The organism is Dinghuibacter sp., assembly GCF_035492835.1.
Lineage (GTDB): Bacteria > Bacteroidota > Bacteroidia > Chitinophagales > Chitinophagaceae > Dinghuibacter.
This window is the reverse complement of record NZ_DATJIY010000099.1, coordinates 1-17,052: the sequence shown is the minus strand read 5'-3', so window position 1 is coordinate 17,052 and position 17,052 is coordinate 1. Positions and strand designations below refer to the sequence as shown.

The window sequence follows — 17,052 nt, the reverse complement described above, 5'->3', positions numbered from 1 at the left end:
GACAAGACCTACTACCTGAACCACTATTACTTCGTCAGCGTCCTGACCTTCCTGCTGACGCTGACGCCCGCCCACCGGTACGCATCGCTGGACGTGCTTCGGAAGCCTTCGTTGAAACGGACGCACGTGCCCGCCTGGATGACGGGCATGTTCAAGGCCTTCCTGTGCTGGGTATACTTTTGCGCGGGTATCAGCAAGCTCAACCACGACTGGATGGCTGGGGCCATGCCGTTAAAGGTCTGGCTATCCGCGGACGGGGACGTCCCCGTGGCCGGCCGCCTGCTCGTCCAGCCCTGGGTCGCTTACGCTTTCAGCTGGTTCGGTGCGGCGTTCGACATCACCATCGGGTTCTTCCTATGGAACCGGCGGACGCGGGTGGTGGCCTACGTGTTCGTCGTGATCTTCCACGTCGTTACGGGGTGGCTGTTTAAGATCGGGATGTTCCCCTACATCATGATCGCGGCGACGCTGGTGTTTTTTGAACCCCAGGTGCCGCAGGAGGAGTCCCGGACGTTCCAACCGGCCAAAGCCATATACCCGGTCATGGCGGTCTTTGTTATTTTCCAGCTCATCCTCCCCTTCCGCTACCTCCTCTACCCCGGCAAGCTCTTCTGGACCGAAGAAGGGTACCGTTTTTCCTGGCGCGTCATGCTCATGGAAAAAGGGGGGACGGCGTTCTTTTATATAAAAGACGCGCAAACCGGCCGCCGCTGGGAGGTCCTCAACGGCGACTTCCTCACCCCGCTACAGGAACGGATGATGGTTACCCAGCCCGACATGATCCTGCAATACGCGCACCACCTGCACGACGTGTATGCCCGAAAAAGTATACACGACCCCATCGTAACGGTTGAAAGTTATGTAACGCTCAACGGTAGCGGCAGCCGGCTGTATATCGACAGCACGGTCGACCTGGCCGCGGAGCGGGAAAGCTTCTTACCCAAAAAATGGATACTGCCAGCACCATGAAATCGAATATCCTGTTTCTGCTCCTGACACCCCTGTGGGCCGGCGCCCAAAAGGTCGTTCAACTGGACTCCGTACAGGTAAAGGCCGGTCGGGGTTTTGGCATTACCCGGCTGAAGGACGTGGATAACGCCGGTATCTACGCGGGCAAAAAGAGCGAGGTCGTCGTCCTCAAGGACCTTACGGCCAATACGGCTACCAACAATGCCCGGCAGCTATACGCCAAGGTTGCGGGGTTGAATATATACGAGAACGACGGGGGTGCGGGCACCCATCTGGCCATCGGCGGTCGCGGACTGGACCCCAACCGCGTCAGCAATTTCAACACCCGCCAGAACGGTTACGACATCAGCGCCGACGCCCTGGGCTATCCCGAAAGCTATTATACCCCGCCGGCCGAGGTCCTGGAAAAGATCGAGATCGTGCGGGGGGCTGCTTCGCTCCAATATGGAACCCAGTTCGGCGGGATCATCAACTTCCGTATGAACCGGGGCGCCGACAGCAGCACGGCCCAGCTGGTCACCCGGCTGACCGGGGGGTCTTGGGGTTTCCTGAATACCTCCACCAGCCTGGGCGGGACGGTGGGTAGCCTGAACTACTATGCCTTTTACCAACACAAATCCGGGGACGGCTGGAGAGACAATTCGCACTTCAACGTCAACATGGGTTACGGCGCGCTGACCTGGAAGCCTGCACGGAACCTTTCGATCACGGGTCAATACACCCACCTCGACTACCTCGAGCACCAGCCAGGCGGTCTGAACGACGCGATGTTCGCCACCGATCCACGGATGTCCACCAAGGCGCGGAACTGGTTCCGCGTCAATTGGAACCTGGGCGCGGTGCTGCTCGACTACGACATCAGCCAGCGCCTGCAGCTCGATTCCCGTTTCTTTGGCTTGCTGGCGGAGCGCTCCGCCCTGGGCGCCATCAATACCGTGAACGACCCCGGCGGCCCGCGGAACTACCGCACCGACAACTATGCCAACTGGGGGAATGAAAGCCGGCTGGTATATACCTATCATAAGGGTGTATTGCTTGGCGGCGTCCGTTACTATCATGGCTATACGGACCGGGAGATCGGCCTGGGCAACGCCGGTCCGGGCGGCGCGACAACCGACTTCTCCTTTGACAAATCGACCGAGTATGATTCGCTGAGCTATTCGCAATACAAGTTCCCCAACCACAACGTGGCTGTCTTCGCCGAAAATATCTTTCGCCTGACATCCAAACTGAGCCTGATCCCCGGGCTGCGGTACGAAAACATCCACACCCGGGCGGACGGTTTTTACAACAACCCGCAGCAGGACCTCTCCAGTATCTATACGGGTACGGTGATCTCCAACCAGCTGGTCACCGAGCACCGCCTCAGCAAACGGTCCTTCCTGATCGGCGGTCTCGGTCTGAGCTATGACCAGAACGCCTCGATGCAGCTCTACGCCAATATTTCGCAGAACTACAAGGCGATCAACTTCAACGACATGAGCATCGTGAACCCCAATTTCCGCGTGGACCCCAACCTCAAGGATGAGAAGGGCTTCTCTGCCGACCTGGGGGTGCGGGGTCACCTGCGCCAGCTCCTCAACTATGACGTCAGTCTCTTTATGATCAACTATAATGACCGGATAGGTACGGTGTGGCTGACCGATACGTCTTCGATCACCTATCAGTATACCACCAACATCGCGCACTCCCGTAACCTGGGTGTGGAGTCCTTTGTCGAATTAGACCTTTGGAAACTGGCCTTTGGAGAATCGACGCCCACCAGGCTGTCGCTGTTCCTGAATGGTTCCTACATCGACGCCCGGTATGTCCACAGCGTCGTCACGGCGTATGAGAACAAAAAGGTCGAGTTCGTCCCCCCGGTGATTGTCCGATCGGGTCTGACCTGGCAGCGGCGCCGCCTGTCGGCCGTGCTGCAATACGCCTACACGGCGCGCCAGTTCGGGGACGCCACCGACGCCACGCAGCCCAGCAACAATGGCATCAATGGCCTCGTCCCCTCCTACCATGTCGTGGATTTTTCAGCCGACTACAAGCTGAGCAAAATGATCCTTCTGTCCGCCACGGTCAATAACCTGACCAATCACATGTATTATACCCGCCGGGCGGATAGCTACCCTGGCCCCGGGATCATACCGGCGGACGGGCGAAGCTTTTACCTGACCGTGCAGGTAAAAATTTAAAATCGAGCCCGCTTCTGGTCAGCGCCAGCTTATATCTCCAGCAACGTTTTAACCGGGTCCTTCCCGATCAGCAATAGCTCGGGGTTCTCCAGGAATTCCTTGACGCGCACCAGGAAGCTGACCGACTCCCGACCGTCGATGACACGGTGGTCGTAGCTCAGCGCGATGTACATCATCGGGCGCACGACGACCTGACCGTTCAACACCATGGGTCGGTCCTGGATCTTGTGCATGCCGAGTATGGCGGATTGCGGCGGGTTGATGATGGGGGTCGACATCAGCGAACCAAAGACGCCCCCATTGGTGATCGTAAAGGTACCCCCGGTCATTTCCTCCATGCTCAGCTTACCGTCCCTGGCCTTGGTCGCCAGCTCGACGACCTTTGATTCGATCTCGGCCATGCCCAGGCTTTCCGCGTTGCGGATGACGGGCACCACCAACCCCTTGGGGGTGCTGACGGCGATGGATATGTCGCAATAGTCGTGGTATACGATCGAGTCCCCGTCGATATAGGCGTTGACCGCGGGCCATTCCTGCAGGGCAAAACAGCAAGCCTTGGTGAAGAAGCTCATCAAGCCCAGACCCACCCCGTGCTTTTCCTTGAACTTGTCCTTGAACTTGCCGCGGACCTCGTTGATCCGGGTCATGTCCACCTCGTTAAAGGTTGTGAGCATGGCGGTGGTGTTCTTGGCTTCCACCAGGCGGCGCGAGATGGTTTTGCGCAGGTTGCTCATCTTTTCCTTGCGCTCATCCCGGGTATTGGGGACGGCTCCGGGTCTCTTGCCGGGGTGCGCGAGGGCTTCGAGGACGTCGTTCTTGGTGATGCGGCCCTGGAAGCCGGTGGGCGTGACATCGCCCGCGTTGACCTTCTTGTCGGCCATGATCGCCGCGGCGACGGGGGTGGCCTTGGCGTCGGACTTCGAGGCGGGCGCAGCGCTCGCGGCTGGCGCCGGTATGACCGAGGGCGCCTTCGCCTGCGCCGCCACCGCGGGTGACGTCCCCGTTTCGGGCACCGCCACATCGGTATCTATTTTGGCGACGACCTCGCCTATCTTCAATACGTCTCCTTCCTTGGCGACCCGGGTCAGCTTACCGTTCTCTTCGGCGTTCAGCTCGAAGGTGGCCTTTTCGCTTTCGAGCTCGCATATGACCTCGTCCCGGCGGACCAGCGCGCCTTCGGCCGCTACCCAGCGGACCAGCGTGACTTCGCTGATGGATTCGCCGACCGTAGGAACCTTCATGTCGAGGACGCCCTTACCGGCGGCAACGGCCGCGGGGGCGGCCACAGGAGCGGCAGGAGCGGCGGCAGCAGCTACCTCAGGAACCGCGGCAGGCGCAGGCGCGGGAGCAGCGGCGGGCGCGGCCGCCTTCTCATCGATCGACGCCACTACGGCCCCGACCTTGACGGTATCCCCTTCGGCAACCCTCGTGGTCAGGACACCTGCCTCCACGGCGTTGAGCTCGAAGGTCGCCTTCTCGCTTTCCAGCTCGGCAATCACTTCATCCCTCTCCACATATGCGCCTGTCTGTTTCACCCATTTCGTCAAAGTAACCTCGCTGATTGACTCCCCTACTGTCGGGACTTTAATATCGGTCATATTCGGTCATTATAGGATTAAATGCTGAATGCGGTATCGATGATCTCCGCCTGTTCCTTGGCGTGCACCTTCCCATACCCTGTAGCCGTCGACGCGCTGGCCTGGCGGCTGATGACGCCGAACGGTATCGCCTTCAGGTTCATCTGCAGGAAGGAGGCGGCGCCCATGTTGAGCGGCTCCTCCTGGACCCAGAACCAGGTGGCTTTCGCGTACTGCTTATAGAGCGCTTCCAGTTGCCGGTACGGAAGCGGGTACAGCTGCTCGAGACGGACGATGGCCACGTCCCTGCGCTTGTCCTTCTGCTGGCGTTCGAGGAGCTCGAAATAGATCTTCCCGGTGCACAGCAATACTTTTTTCACTTCTTTCTTCGTCACATAGCTGTCGTCCATCACCTCCCGGAAACCGCCCTTCAGGAACTCGTCCATGGTGGAGTAGGAACCGGCATGGCGGAGGTTGGCCTTTGGCGCGAAGTTGACCATCGGTTTACGGAACGGCCAGGCAAGCTGGCGACGCAGGGCGTGGAAGAAGTTGGCCGACGTCGTGATGTTGGTCACGATCATATTGAACTCGGCGCAACCCTGCAGGAAACGTTCCATCCGGGCGCTCGAGTGGTCCGGTCCACCGCCCTCGTATCCGTGCGGCAGCAACATCACCAGGCCGTTCATGGTGGCCCACTTCTGCTCCGCGCTGCTGATGTATTGGTCGATGACCGTTTGCGCGCCGTTGACAAAGTCCCCGTATTGGGCTTCCCACAACACCAGGGCGTTGGGGCTGCCCATCCCATAACCGAATTCAAAACCCAGTACCGCGAACTCGCTCAGCAGCGAGTTGTAGATGCGAAAAGCGCCCTGCTCCTGGCTCAGGTGGCTGAGGCGGTTGTATTCGGCGTTGGTATTTTCGTCGTAGATGACGGCGTGACGGTGGGAGAAGGTGCCCCGCTTGACGTCCTCACCGCTCAGGCGGACGTCCTTGCCCTCGACCAGCAGGCTGCTGTAGGCCATCAGTTCGCCCGTGGCCCAGTCCACCTTGCCCTCCGTGTCAAACAGCCTGACCTTGTCCGTGAGGAGTTTTTCGACCTTCTTTAACGGGTGGAACTCGACCGGCCACTGCATGATCGCCTTAAAGAGCGCCTTGAACTGCTCCTCTGCGATACCCGTATCGGGCGATTGCTCGAAATCGGCGGCCTGCGCTTTGCGCAGGGCCTGCCATTCCAGCTCCGGCTTCTGGTAAGTATACCCCTTGGGACGCTGTTTGACCTCATCCAGGCGTTGTTGTAGGTCGGCCCAGAAGGACTTTTCCATTTCCTTGGCCAGGTCCTTGGCGTCGGCCTCCCCGTTGTTGAGCAGGTACTGCGTGTACATTTCCCGCGGGTCCGGGTGTTTGTCGATCAGGGCGTAGAGCTGCGGTTGCGTAAACTTGGGCTCGTCCCCCTCGTTGTGACCATGGCGGCGGTAGCACACCATGTCTATAAAAATGTCCTTGTTGAATTGCTGACGAAAACGGGCGGCCAGCTGCGCCACCCTCACCACCGCTTCCGCATCGTCCCCGTTGACGTGGAAGACCGGGGCCTGGATCATCGAAGCGATGGAGGTACAATAGTCGGCGCTCCGGGCGTCGTCGAAGTCGGTCGTAAAGCCGATCTGGTTATTGATGACGAAGTGGAGGGTGCCACCCACATAGTAGCCCCGCAGGTCCCACATCTGGAGGAGCTCATAGATCACCCCTTGCCCTGCCACCGCGGCGTCCCCGTGGATCAGGATCGGCAGGATCTTGTCGAAGTCGCTGTCGTACAGGACGTCCGCCTTGGACCGGGCAAAACCGGCGACGACGGGGTCGACGACCTCCAGGTGGGAAGGGTTCGGGCACAGCTGGAGGTTCACCTTTTTGTCCCCGTTGACGTATTCCCCCCGAAAACCCAGGTGGTACTTCACGTCCCCGCTGCCCATGGTCGTATCCGTGGGTATCAGCCCCTCGAACTCGCTGAATATCTGCTCATAGGTCTTACCCATGACGTTGGCCAGGATGTTCAGGCGACCCCGGTGGGCCATCCCGATCACTACCTCCTCCACCCCGTTCTCCGAGGCGGTATGGATGATGGCGTCCATGGCGGGAATGGTGCTTTCGCCCCCTTCCAGGCCAAAGCGTTTCTGACCGATGTATTTGGTATGGAGGAACTTCTCGAAGATAACCCCGTCGTTGAGGCGCTCCAGGATCCGGCGCTTCTGGTCCAGGGAAATCGGCTGCTGCAGCTCGGATTCCACGGCCCTGGTCATCCAATCCAGCTGTTCAGGGTCGTTGATATAGAGGAATTCGACCCCGATCGAGCTCGTATAGACTTTCTGGAGGAACGCCAGGATTTTCTGGAGGCTGGTTCGCCCCAGGTTGACGAACCTGCCCGCCTCGAACTCGGTAGCCAGGTCGGCGTCGGTAAGACCGAAGTATTTGATGTCCAGGTTCGCATGGCGATCCTTGCGCTCCCGAATGGGGTTCGTTTTGGCAACGAGGTGGCCCTTTTTGCGGTACGCCTGGATCAACTGGTAGACGGCGAACTCCTTGTCGAGGTTACCGGGGGTCTTGCCGTTGACGCCGCCAGCGGCGGTCGCTGCCGACCCGTTGGCGCCCAAAGACGCCGGGGCCCCGGAGGATATGGCAAAATCAAATCCTTCAAAAAACTTGCGAAATTCGGGATCGACACTCTGGGGATCTTTAGCGTACTGCTGATAGAGCCCTTCCACATAGGCTGGGTGCGACTGGGTGATGTACGAAAAGTCTTGCATGAGAGAAATGGCTTATATCGTTGCCTGGCAACGACTTCACATAAGTTATTGGCCAAAAGGCCCTGCAAATATCGGTCAAAAAAGTGTCATAACCCCCGACCCTAACGGTAGTTTTGCTCAATTTTTCTGAGGTTTGGATTTGTTCTTTGAAACAAAAGACATACCTTTGCCCTCCTAAATTTAAAGTGAATCATGGCTAATCACCAGGCAACAAAGAAAGATGTACGTCAGGCCGCCAAGCGCAGGGAGCGGAACCGTTACCAGGGTAAAACCTCCCGTAACGCCATCCGTGACCTCAAGGCTTTAACGGACAAGGCTGCCGCCCAGGGGAAGCTGCCGGAAGTAATTGCCATGATCGACAAGATGGCGAAAAACGGCATCATCCACAAGAACAAAGCCTCCAACCTGAAAAGCAAGCTGACGGTTCGCATCAACAAGATCGCGTAACGGCTGCACCGCTCCTGTATATCTATTTGCTCAAGTCTCGAAAATTTCGAGACTTTTGTTTTTATGAGACGTCTGCTTGCTTTAGCCCTTTGCGCAATCCCCCTGGCCCCCCGCGCTCAAATCACGAACTTCGAAAAGTCCGGTGGCCTGGCCACCGCGACCTACGACAGTTGCATCGCCTACTACAAAGCGCTGGAGGCCCGTTATCCCAACAAATTGAAAATGAAGACCATGGGGTTGACGGATGCGGGGTATCCCCTGCACCTGCTGCTCTATAGCAATGACGGGACCAGCGACCCGGCAGCGTGGCACAAGGCCGGAAAGGTCGTAGTCCTGGTCAATAATGGCATCCACCCCGGGGAACCCGACGGGATAGACGCCTCGATGATGTTCCTCAGGGACGTGGCGACGGGGAAAACGAGGATACCCGATAACGTGGGGCTCGCGGTCGTCGCTATCTACAATATTGGCGGGAGCCTCAACCGGACGGCCTGGTCCCGGGTCAACCAGAACGGGCCGCTGGCATACGGCTTCCGGGGCAACGCCCAAAACCTGGACCTCAACAGGGACTTTACCAAGTGCGACAGCCGGAACGCCGTCAGTTTTGCGCAGCTTTTCCATTACGTCGACCCCCACCTGATGATCGACAACCACGTCAGCGACGGGGCCGACTACCAGCACACCATGACGCTGCTGGCGACGATCCACGACAAGCTCGGAGGTGAGGCCGGCCGTTTTCTCCACGATATATACATCCCCGCGGTCTTTGGCGATATGAAGGCGCAAGGCGATCAGATCGTGCCTTATGTCGATTTCGAGGACGCCAACCCCGACAAAGGATGGGACGGGTTTTACGATTCGCCCCGCTACTCCAGCGGATACGCGGCCCTGTTCCAGACCATCGCCTTCATGCCCGAATCGCATATGCTAAAACCATACGCGGACCGCGTCCGGTCGGACTACCGGCTGATGACGGTCATGATCGGTCAGGCCGGCCGGCATGGGGCGGCGATCGTAGCAGCCCGCGACGCCGACCGCCGGGCCGTGGCCGCGCAACAGCGTTTTGCCCTGGCCTGGAAAGTGGACCGCAGCCGGGCCGACACGGTCGATTTCAAAGGGTACACCGCCGATCGCAAACCCAGCGACGTCAGCGGCCTCCCACGGCTTTATTACGACCACAGCCGTCCCTACGAGCGGAACATCCCCTTTTTTTGCTACTTCACCGGGACCGATTCCGTCACCAAACCCAAGGCTTATATCATTCCCCAGGGCTGGCATAAGGTCACCGGCCTGCTGGCCCTCAATGGCGTGCCCCTCCGGCGTCTGACCCGCGACACGACCATCGCCGTCGAGGCCTATCACATCGACGACTATAAAGCCGCCACCCGGGTCTTCGAAGGCCACCACCATAACGGGGACGTCAAGGTTACGCCCACGACCCAGACCCTGCACTTCCGCAAGGGCGATGTCCTTGTCCCCATGGGGCATTGGACCGACCGCTTCGCCGTCGAAATGCTCGAACCGACCGGGGATGACTCGTATTTTTCCTGGAATTTCTTTGACGCGATCCTCCAACAAAAGGAAGGTTACAGCGCCTATCGCCTCGAAGACGTCGCCGGGGCTTATTTAGCCGCGCACCCCGAGGTCCGTGAGGCGCTCGAGAAAAAACGCGCCTCCGACCCGTCCTTTGCGTCTAACGGGGCCGCGCAGCTGGACTTTGTCTATAAACACTCGCCCTGGTATGAGCCGGCGCACCTGCGCTATCCGGTATACCGGATCGTGCAATAGCCGGTGCGGTCTTAGCTCTTCTTGTGGAGCGAACCCGAGCCGAACACGTGGCTCGACACCGCGGGATCGCCGTAGTAATAGACATCGCCGGAGCCTCCGATGGTGACGTCGAGGGACACGCTGGAGAAGATGTAGGCGTTGCCCGACCCCATGATGGAGACGTTGCCCTGCTCGGATTTCAGGTTATCCCCGTGGAAATCGCCGGAGCCGGCAATGTCGACCTTGACGCTGCGCGTCTGGCCGGATAGGTAGTAGGCGCCCGCGCCGGCGATACTGGCTTCTACGGAGGGCGCGTCGACCTCGACCTTGACATTCCCGGAGCCGTTCAGGCTGAAGGCCATCGGATCGGTAGAGGTCAGCGGGGTCTTGCTTTCGATATTCCCGGCGCCGTTCAGCGTGACCTTTACGACCTTGGGCATGGTGACGTATATGTTCAGGTCCTGGTTGGTGGTGAGGTCGATCTCGTGCTCGGTCCTGATATACAGCTTGCCGCCTTCGACGCGGGTGGTGATATAGGGGAGGAGGTTGCTTTCGCCCTCCAATTCCAGGTGGTAGTCGCTTCCCTGGGTCAGGTAAACGTTAAATGAGCCATTGGCTTCGACGGACTGGAAGTTGGAAACGGAGCGCTCCTGTTTTTGGACGTCTCCATTGCCCTTGACCACGTGGAAGGGTCCGAAACGGCAACCGGCAAAGGGAATCAGGAGCAGCAGCAATGCGAACGAAGGTTTCATAAGAAGTGCGTTGGTCGCTAAAGATCGAAAAAAACGGCGATTCTTCATACTTTTGCACCACCATGACCGAAAAAATCCTGATCCTCGACTTCGGCTCCCAGTATACCCAGCTCATCGCCCGGGCCGTCCGAGAATGCAACGTTTACTGTGAAATCCTGCCCTTCAGCAAAGGCGTTGCGCCGGACCCGACCATCAAAGGGGTGATCTTGTCCGGGAGCCCCTTTTCGGTCAACGACGCTGGGAGCCCGGACCTGGACGTGGCGGGCATCGTGTCATCGCTACCTCTGCTGGGTGTCTGTTATGGGGCTCAGCTGACCGCCAAACGATATGGCGGCACCGTAGCCAAGTCCGATAAGCGGGAATATGGCCGCGCCGTCCTTTCCAATACCGCGCACCCGGATGATCCGCTGCTAAAAGGCATTTCCGCCTCCTCCCAGGTGTGGATGAGCCACGGTGACACCATCCTCGAGCTGCCCGCCGGCTTCGAGGTGCTGGCTACCACGGATTCGATACCGGTGGCGGCTTTTAAGGCCTTACAGTCGTCGCATCCACTGTACGGCATCCAGTTCCACCCGGAAGTGTACCATTCTGTGGAGGGTAAAAAGATCCTCAAGAACTTCCTGTTCAATATTTGCGGCTGCCACGGCGATTGGACGCCGGCGTCCTTCGTACACGAAACGGTGGAGCGGCTGTCGGCGCAGATCGGAGACCGCAAGGTAATTATGGCGCTGAGCGGCGGCGTGGACTCGACGGTTGCGGCTACCCTCATCCACAAAGCCATCGGGGACCGCCTGTTTGGCATATTCGTGGACAACGGGGTCCTGCGGAAAAACGAATTCCAACAGGTTCTGGATACGTATAATACCTTGGGGCTGAACGTGAAGGGCGTGGACGCCAAAAACCTGTTCTACACCCGCCTGGCGGGAAAGGTCAGCCCTGAAGAAAAACGGAAGATCATCGGAGGGTTGTTCATCCAGGTTTTCGAGGAAGAAGCCAAACACATAGACGGCATCGGCCTCCTCGGCCAGGGGACCATTTATCCCGACGTCATCGAATCGGTGTCCGTCCATGGCCCTTCGCAAACGATCAAGTCCCACCACAACGTGGGCGGTCTTCCCGAGCGGATGCACATGGAGCTGGTGGAGCCGCTCCGGTTCCTGTTCAAGGATGAGGTCCGGAAGGTCGGTCTGGAGCTGGGCATACCCCACGACCTCCTCTACCGTCATCCTTTCCCCGGTCCCGGGCTCGCCATCCGCATCCTCGGGGAAGTGACCGAAGACAAGGTACGGTTATTGCAGGAAGCAGACGCGGTCTATACGCGGGCGTTGAGGGAAAGCGGTTTGTACGACAGCGTATGGCAGGCCGGGACCATCCTCCTCCCCGTCAAGAGCGTGGGCGTCATGGGTGACGAACGCACCTACGAATTCACGGTCGCGCTCCGGGCGGTGACCTCGGTGGACGGCATGACCGCCGACTGGGCACATCTCCCGTACGAGTTCCTGGCCAAGGTGTCCAGCGAGATCATCAACGAGGTACGGGGTATCAACCGTGTCGTGTACGATATAAGCTCCAAGCCTCCCGCCACCATTGAATGGGAATAATATGCATCGTTGGATCATAGCCTTGCTGCTGGCCGTCGCCGTTTTCCGGCCGGCCGCGGCGCAAAACAACAAAACATACGCCGTAGCCGTACTCGCCCCCCTGTACCTGGACTCGACCTTTGACGCAGGCGGCGCCTACAAGCTCGGCAAACAATACCCCCGATATTCATTCAACGGGCTGGAGTTCGCGGAAGGCGCCCGCCTGGCCCTGGACACGCTCCAAACCCAGGGCAACCAGATACAGTGCGTCATCTACGACATCCGTTCCGCGGGCCAGACCATAACGGAGCTGATTGCCAACCACCAGCTGGACTCCATACAACTGATCGTCGCCAGCGTTACCGGGGGCGACTATGCGACGCTGGCCGCCTTTGCGCAGATGCGCGGCATCCCCTTCGTTTCCGCCACCTGGCCCAACGACGGCGGCATCAGCGCCAATGCCTATACCTGTCTGCTCAACCCCACGATCGCCACGCATTGTGAGGGCATCTATCATTTCATCCGGATGAACCACCCTACCCACCAGATCCTCTATGTCCGGCGCTCCGGGCCGATGGAAGACCGGCTGGAAGGGTATTTCAAAAAACTTAACGATGGCGGCGGCACGCCCGTCCTGCCGATCCAGACCGTCAGCGTCGATACGGTTTCTCCATCCGCGTTGTTGCCCTACCTGGACAGCAACCGCTACGCCGTTATCGTCTGTGGCAGCCTCGACGATGCCTTTGGCGCGAGCCTGGTGCGCACCTGTTCTGGTTTGGCGTCGACGTATCCCATGACCCTGATCGGCATGCCCTCCTGGGAAAGCAACCGCCTGCTGGACAACCCCGAGCTCCGTCAGATGCCCTACCTGTACAGCACCGCTTTCCTCAACCCGGACCTGGACAGCGTCGGGAACCAATACGCCTTTACCCAGCGCTTTATCGGCCTCGCGCACACCAAGCCCGGGGACATGGCGTTCCGGGGCTACGAGAGTGCCTTCCTCTTCACCAACCTGTTGCTTCGCTACGGCGCCACGATGTTCGCCCACGCAGGCGAGGTGAACTTCCAGACATATACGCCCATGGATATCAAACCGGTGTTCCTCCAGTTGAATTCGTCCGTTCCGGACTATTACGAGAACAAGCATATTTATATTCTGCGGCGGCAGAATGGGGTAGTCGCGAAGCTTCAATAGCTATCGCGGCCTGGCGCCCTGGAGCGGCGGCGCGGACTCCCATGGCCGGATTATTGCGTACCTTCCGGTTATGCCGCTCATCGAGCATACCGACAATGGGCTCTACTGCAGCCGGGGCGACTTCTACATCGATCCCTGGAAACCCGTGTCCCGCGCCGTCATCACACACGCCCACAGCGACCACGCCCGGCCGGGAAGCCAACGGTATCTCTGTCATACCGATTCGGTCAATTTGCTGCGGCTACGCCTCGGTGCCGACATCGCCGTACAGGCATTGCCCTGGGGCGAATCGGTCTCCATCAACGGGGTGTCGGTGTCGTTATATCCAGCGGGTCACATCATCGGGTCCTCGCAGGTGCGGGTTTCCTATCAGGACGAGGTATGGGTCGTGAGCGGGGACTACAAACTGGAGGACGATGGGATATCCGGGGCCTTCGAGCCTGTGCGCTGTCACACGTTCATTACGGAGTCCACCTTTGGTTTGCCGCTCTATCGCTGGCGGCCGCAGGCCGCCATATTTGCTTCCATAGAGGCCTGGATACGAGAAAACCAGGCTGAGGGTCTCACCAGCGTCCTTTTTGCCTATAGCCTCGGCAAAGCCCAGCGTCTGATCCGGCAGCTGGGCGGTCTGGGGATTCCCCTCTTTGTCCATGGCGCTATCTGGAATGTCCAGGTAACGCTGCGCGCCGGCGGCTGGGACTTCCCGGTTACCGAATGGATTACCCCCGAGACGCCAAAGGAACGCTACAAAGGCCAGATCGTCATCGCCCCGCCCTCCGCCGACGACTCCCCCTGGCTCCGTAAGTTCATCCCCTATTCCCTGGGCGTCTGCAGCGGATGGATGCAGGTCCGTGGCAACGTCCGCCGGCGCAACGCCGACGCCGGCTTCGCGCTCAGCGATCACGCCGACTGGGACGGGTTGCTCTCGGCCGTCCGTGCCACGGGGGCGGAGCGGGTGCTCGCCACGCACGGGTTTCAATCGGCGTTCAGCCGGTATCTCGTAGAGCGGGAGGGGCTCCAGGCGGCGGAGATACATACGGCCTTCGGCGACGAGGACGAGGGCGCGGCCGCGGCTGCCCAGGATGTCCCAGCGCCCGGCGCCCCAACCGATCCCCAAACCCCGGCGGACGACGCCGAAAACCCCTGACCCATGCGCCTATTCGCCTCCCTGGTCACCGGACTCGGTTCCGCCACGAAGACCAACGACAAGCTGGACGCCCTCTCCCACTACTTCAAGACCGCGGGAGACCGGGACAAGGTATGGGTCATCGCGCTCTTTAGCGGACGCCGCCCCAGGCGGGCTATTTCGTCAGGACTGCTGTCACAGTGGTGTATCGAGCTCCTCAACCTGCCGCCATGGCTCTTCGAAGAATGTTACCACACCGTCGGCGACCTGGCGGAGACGCTGGCGCTCCTGGTTCCGGACCCGGCGGGCCCTGCGGAGGAAAGCCAGCCGCTGTTCTACTACATCGAAAAACTCGACGCCCTCCGGGACGCGCCCGACGAGGAAAAGAAAGCGTTTGTTCTGGAGGCCTGGAGCGTCTTCACCCGCGACGAGCGTTTTGTTTTCAACAAGCTCATCACCGGCGGATTCCGCATCGGGGTTTCTCAAAAGACGATGGTCAACGCCCTGGCGGCCGCGCTGGCCCTGGAGCCCGACAAGCTGCTCCACCTGATCAGCGGCAACTGGGATCCTTTCACCACGTCCTTCGACGCCCTCGTCCACGAAAGCAGCGCCCGGGAGGACATTTCCAAACCATACCCCTTCTACCTGGCCTATGCCCTCGAAGGTCCGCCCGCTTCACTGGGCGAGCCCGCCGACTGGCAGGCGGAATGGAAATGGGACGGCATCCGCGGCCAGCTCATCCACCGGGGCGGCCAGCTCTTTGTCTGGAGCCGCGGTGAAGAACTGCTCAACGGCAAGTTCCCTGAATACGATTCATTGCTGGGTAAACTGCCGCCCTCGACCGTGCTCGACGGCGAAATCCTGTCGTTCGACCAGGGGTTGCCCCTGCCCTTCAGCAGCCTCCAAACCCGCATCGGCCGCAAAAACGTCACCCGCAAACAACTCCAGGAAGCGCCCGTCGTCTTCGTCGCCTACGACCTCCTCGAATACGACGGCGCCGACTACCGCGAACGCCCCCTGACCGGGCGTCGGGCGCAACTCGAGGCGATCGTTGCATCCGTCAACGACCCCGCGCTGCGTCTTTCCCCGGTGATTACCTTCGACAGCTGGGACCACCTGACTCGTTTGCGCGAAACCTCCCGTGACCAACACGCCGAAGGCGTCATGCTCAAGCGTCTCGATTCACCGTATCAGGTGGGCCGCAAACGCGGCGACTGGTGGAAATGGAAGATCGACCCCTTCACCATCGACGCCGTCATGGTCTACGCTATGAAGGGCCATGGCCGTCGTAGTAACCTGTACACCGACTACACCTTCGCCGTCCGTAACGGCGACCAGCTCGTCACCTTCACCAAAGCCTACTCCGGCCTCACCGACGCCGAGATCGCCGAAGTCGACGCCTGGGTCAAACGCAACGCCCAGGAAAAATTCGGCCCCGTCCGCACCGTCCCTCCCGAGCTCGTCTTCGAAATCGGCTTCGAAGGCATCGCCGCCTCCAACCGCCACAAAAGCGGGGTAGCGCTGCGCTTTCCGCGGATGCTGCGCTGGAGGAAGGACAAGCCCGTAGCCGAGATCAATACTTTAGATGATTTGCACGCGATGCTGCGGCAATACGGCGCCGCCAGCGCCGCATCTGGCCCGGCCGGCGATACCTAACCCGTTTCATTCGAACAAAGCATCCATAGTTATCGACGCCTGAATATATTGCTGGGAATAGGGATTGGATTGGACGCCGAAGGTCGTCACCATTGTCAGGAACAGTGATTTGTTGGTGCCGCTTACCGTTTTGAAAGCGGTTCTTTTATGCTCGAGGTCCGATGCGTAGGCCTTGTCTATCGTGAAAGGATTTTCGGTGAATTTCATTTCACAAAGGTTGATGGCAAAGTCGCGCCGGTCGATCAACAAGTCGATTTGCGCACCTTTGCCTGCCGGGGGAGCATTTCGCCAAACCGACACCTCCGTATAAACCGATGCGATGCCCAATGCCTTTTTTAATTGCGGAATGTGTTTCAGCCATATCCTTTCAAAGGCGATCCCGCTCCAGCTACGCCATGACTGACCGGTAGAAAACCTCTCCCAGGCGCCGGCGCCGGACGTCATATTGTTCTCCATGAATTTGAGATAGAAATGGGTGAATTCGTCGGACAACTTGTAGATAGAATCCTTGATTTTTCTATTATACGGCGGCCAGGCGGCGACAAAACCCGATTCGATCAATTCATCCAATGTCGCCGTCACAGTTCCACCGGAGCTCAATTTAATTTCTTCTATTATCTGGGTCCTGGTTAGCCCGCTTTTAATTTTGGCCAGCGCCCGGACGATATTCAGGTGTTTTTGAGGGTTATCGAAAAGAGAGTGAAACAATTCTTTAAATTCCTGAGATAAAAATCCATCCTTGGCAAAACAAAGCCGGTCGATGGCCTGAGTCGCGCTTTCCCCCCTTTTTATTTCCTTTAGATAGTGAGGTATTCCGCCCAGCGCCATATAGAGCTGCAAAACCGAATAACGATCGAGATTGATATGCCTTGCCTCGAGGTATAATGCCGTCTCTTTTACGGTAAAAGGCAGAAGACGGATCTTTCGGGTAATGCGGTTGTGCAGGCCGCCCCTATTATGAACAATGTTTTTTATCATCCAGGAGGCTGCGGAGCCACATAT

At 59.1% G+C, this 17,052-nt stretch carries 12 protein-coding genes; 8 read left to right on the top strand and 4 right to left on the bottom strand.

Going from position 1 to position 17,052, the window contains the following annotated elements; genetic code table 11:
- Nucleotides 1-969: HTTM domain-containing protein (locus VL547_RS09700; protein ID WP_325577462.1), on the top strand; the 969-nt coding region annotated here is incomplete at its 5' end.
- The gene (locus tag VL547_RS09695) at nucleotides 966-3,152 is read left to right on the top strand and encodes a TonB-dependent receptor family protein (protein WP_325577461.1); all 2,187 of its coding nucleotides are present in this window, start codon (nucleotides 966-968) and stop codon (nucleotides 3,150-3,152) included. The genes VL547_RS09700 and VL547_RS09695, both read left to right, overlap by 4 nt.
- Nucleotides 3,153-3,181: 29 nt before the next feature.
- Here the strand turns inward: VL547_RS09695 and odhB are convergent, their stop codons facing one another.
- On the bottom strand, nucleotides 3,182-4,750 hold the full coding sequence (odhB, locus tag VL547_RS09690) for a 2-oxoglutarate dehydrogenase complex dihydrolipoyllysine-residue succinyltransferase (protein WP_325577460.1): 1,569 nt from the start codon (nucleotides 4,748-4,750) through the stop codon (nucleotides 3,182-3,184).
- 17 nt (nucleotides 4,751-4,767) lie between these two features.
- Complete coding sequence (locus VL547_RS09685; protein WP_325577459.1) at nucleotides 4,768-7,527, bottom strand: 2-oxoglutarate dehydrogenase E1 component; 2,760 nt, start codon at nucleotides 7,525-7,527, stop codon at nucleotides 4,768-4,770.
- Between the two features lie 192 nt (nucleotides 7,528-7,719).
- Here VL547_RS09685 and rpsT point away from each other — a divergent pair, with 192 nt between their 5' ends.
- A complete protein-coding gene (gene rpsT, locus VL547_RS09680) occupies nucleotides 7,720-7,974 on the top strand; it encodes a 30S ribosomal protein S20 (protein ID WP_325577458.1) in 255 nt (84 codons plus the stop codon).
- 63 nt (nucleotides 7,975-8,037) lie between these two features.
- Nucleotides 8,038-9,762 (top strand): M14 family zinc carboxypeptidase, encoded by a 1,725-nt coding sequence (locus tag VL547_RS09675; RefSeq protein ID WP_325577457.1) that lies wholly within the window; start codon nucleotides 8,038-8,040, stop codon nucleotides 9,760-9,762.
- An 11-nt stretch (nucleotides 9,763-9,773) separates the two neighbouring features.
- Here VL547_RS09675 and VL547_RS09670 read toward each other — a convergent pair whose 3' ends face one another.
- The gene (locus tag VL547_RS09670; protein ID WP_325577456.1) at nucleotides 9,774-10,493 is read right to left on the bottom strand and encodes a head GIN domain-containing protein; all 720 of its coding nucleotides are present in this window, start codon (nucleotides 10,491-10,493) and stop codon (nucleotides 9,774-9,776) included.
- A gap of 62 nt (nucleotides 10,494-10,555) precedes the next feature.
- Here VL547_RS09670 and guaA point away from each other — a divergent pair, with 62 nt between their 5' ends.
- The 4 genes from guaA (at nucleotide 10,556) to VL547_RS09650 (ending at nucleotide 16,050) form a co-directional block, all read left to right on the top strand.
- The gene (guaA, locus tag VL547_RS09665; protein ID WP_325577455.1) at nucleotides 10,556-12,094 is read left to right on the top strand and encodes a glutamine-hydrolyzing GMP synthase; all 1,539 of its coding nucleotides are present in this window, start codon (nucleotides 10,556-10,558) and stop codon (nucleotides 12,092-12,094) included.
- 1 nt (nucleotide 12,095) lies between these two features.
- Nucleotides 12,096-13,268, top strand: a complete 1,173-nt coding sequence (locus tag VL547_RS09660; protein WP_325577454.1) for an ABC transporter substrate-binding protein — start codon at nucleotides 12,096-12,098, stop codon at nucleotides 13,266-13,268.
- Between the two features lie 70 nt (nucleotides 13,269-13,338).
- Nucleotides 13,339-14,415 carry a ligase-associated DNA damage response exonuclease gene (locus tag VL547_RS09655; RefSeq protein ID WP_325577453.1) on the top strand — a complete coding sequence of 359 codons (1,077 nt, stop codon included), beginning with the start codon at nucleotides 13,339-13,341 and terminating at the stop codon, nucleotides 14,413-14,415.
- A gap of 3 nt (nucleotides 14,416-14,418) precedes the next feature.
- On the top strand, nucleotides 14,419-16,050 hold the full coding sequence (locus VL547_RS09650; RefSeq protein WP_325577452.1) for an ATP-dependent DNA ligase: 1,632 nt from the start codon (nucleotides 14,419-14,421) through the stop codon (nucleotides 16,048-16,050).
- A 6-nt stretch (nucleotides 16,051-16,056) separates the two neighbouring features.
- Here VL547_RS09650 and VL547_RS09645 read toward each other — a convergent pair.
- Nucleotides 16,057-17,052, bottom strand: a 996-nt coding sequence (locus VL547_RS09645; RefSeq protein WP_325577451.1) for a winged helix-turn-helix domain-containing protein, incomplete at its 5' end; no start/stop codon positions are given.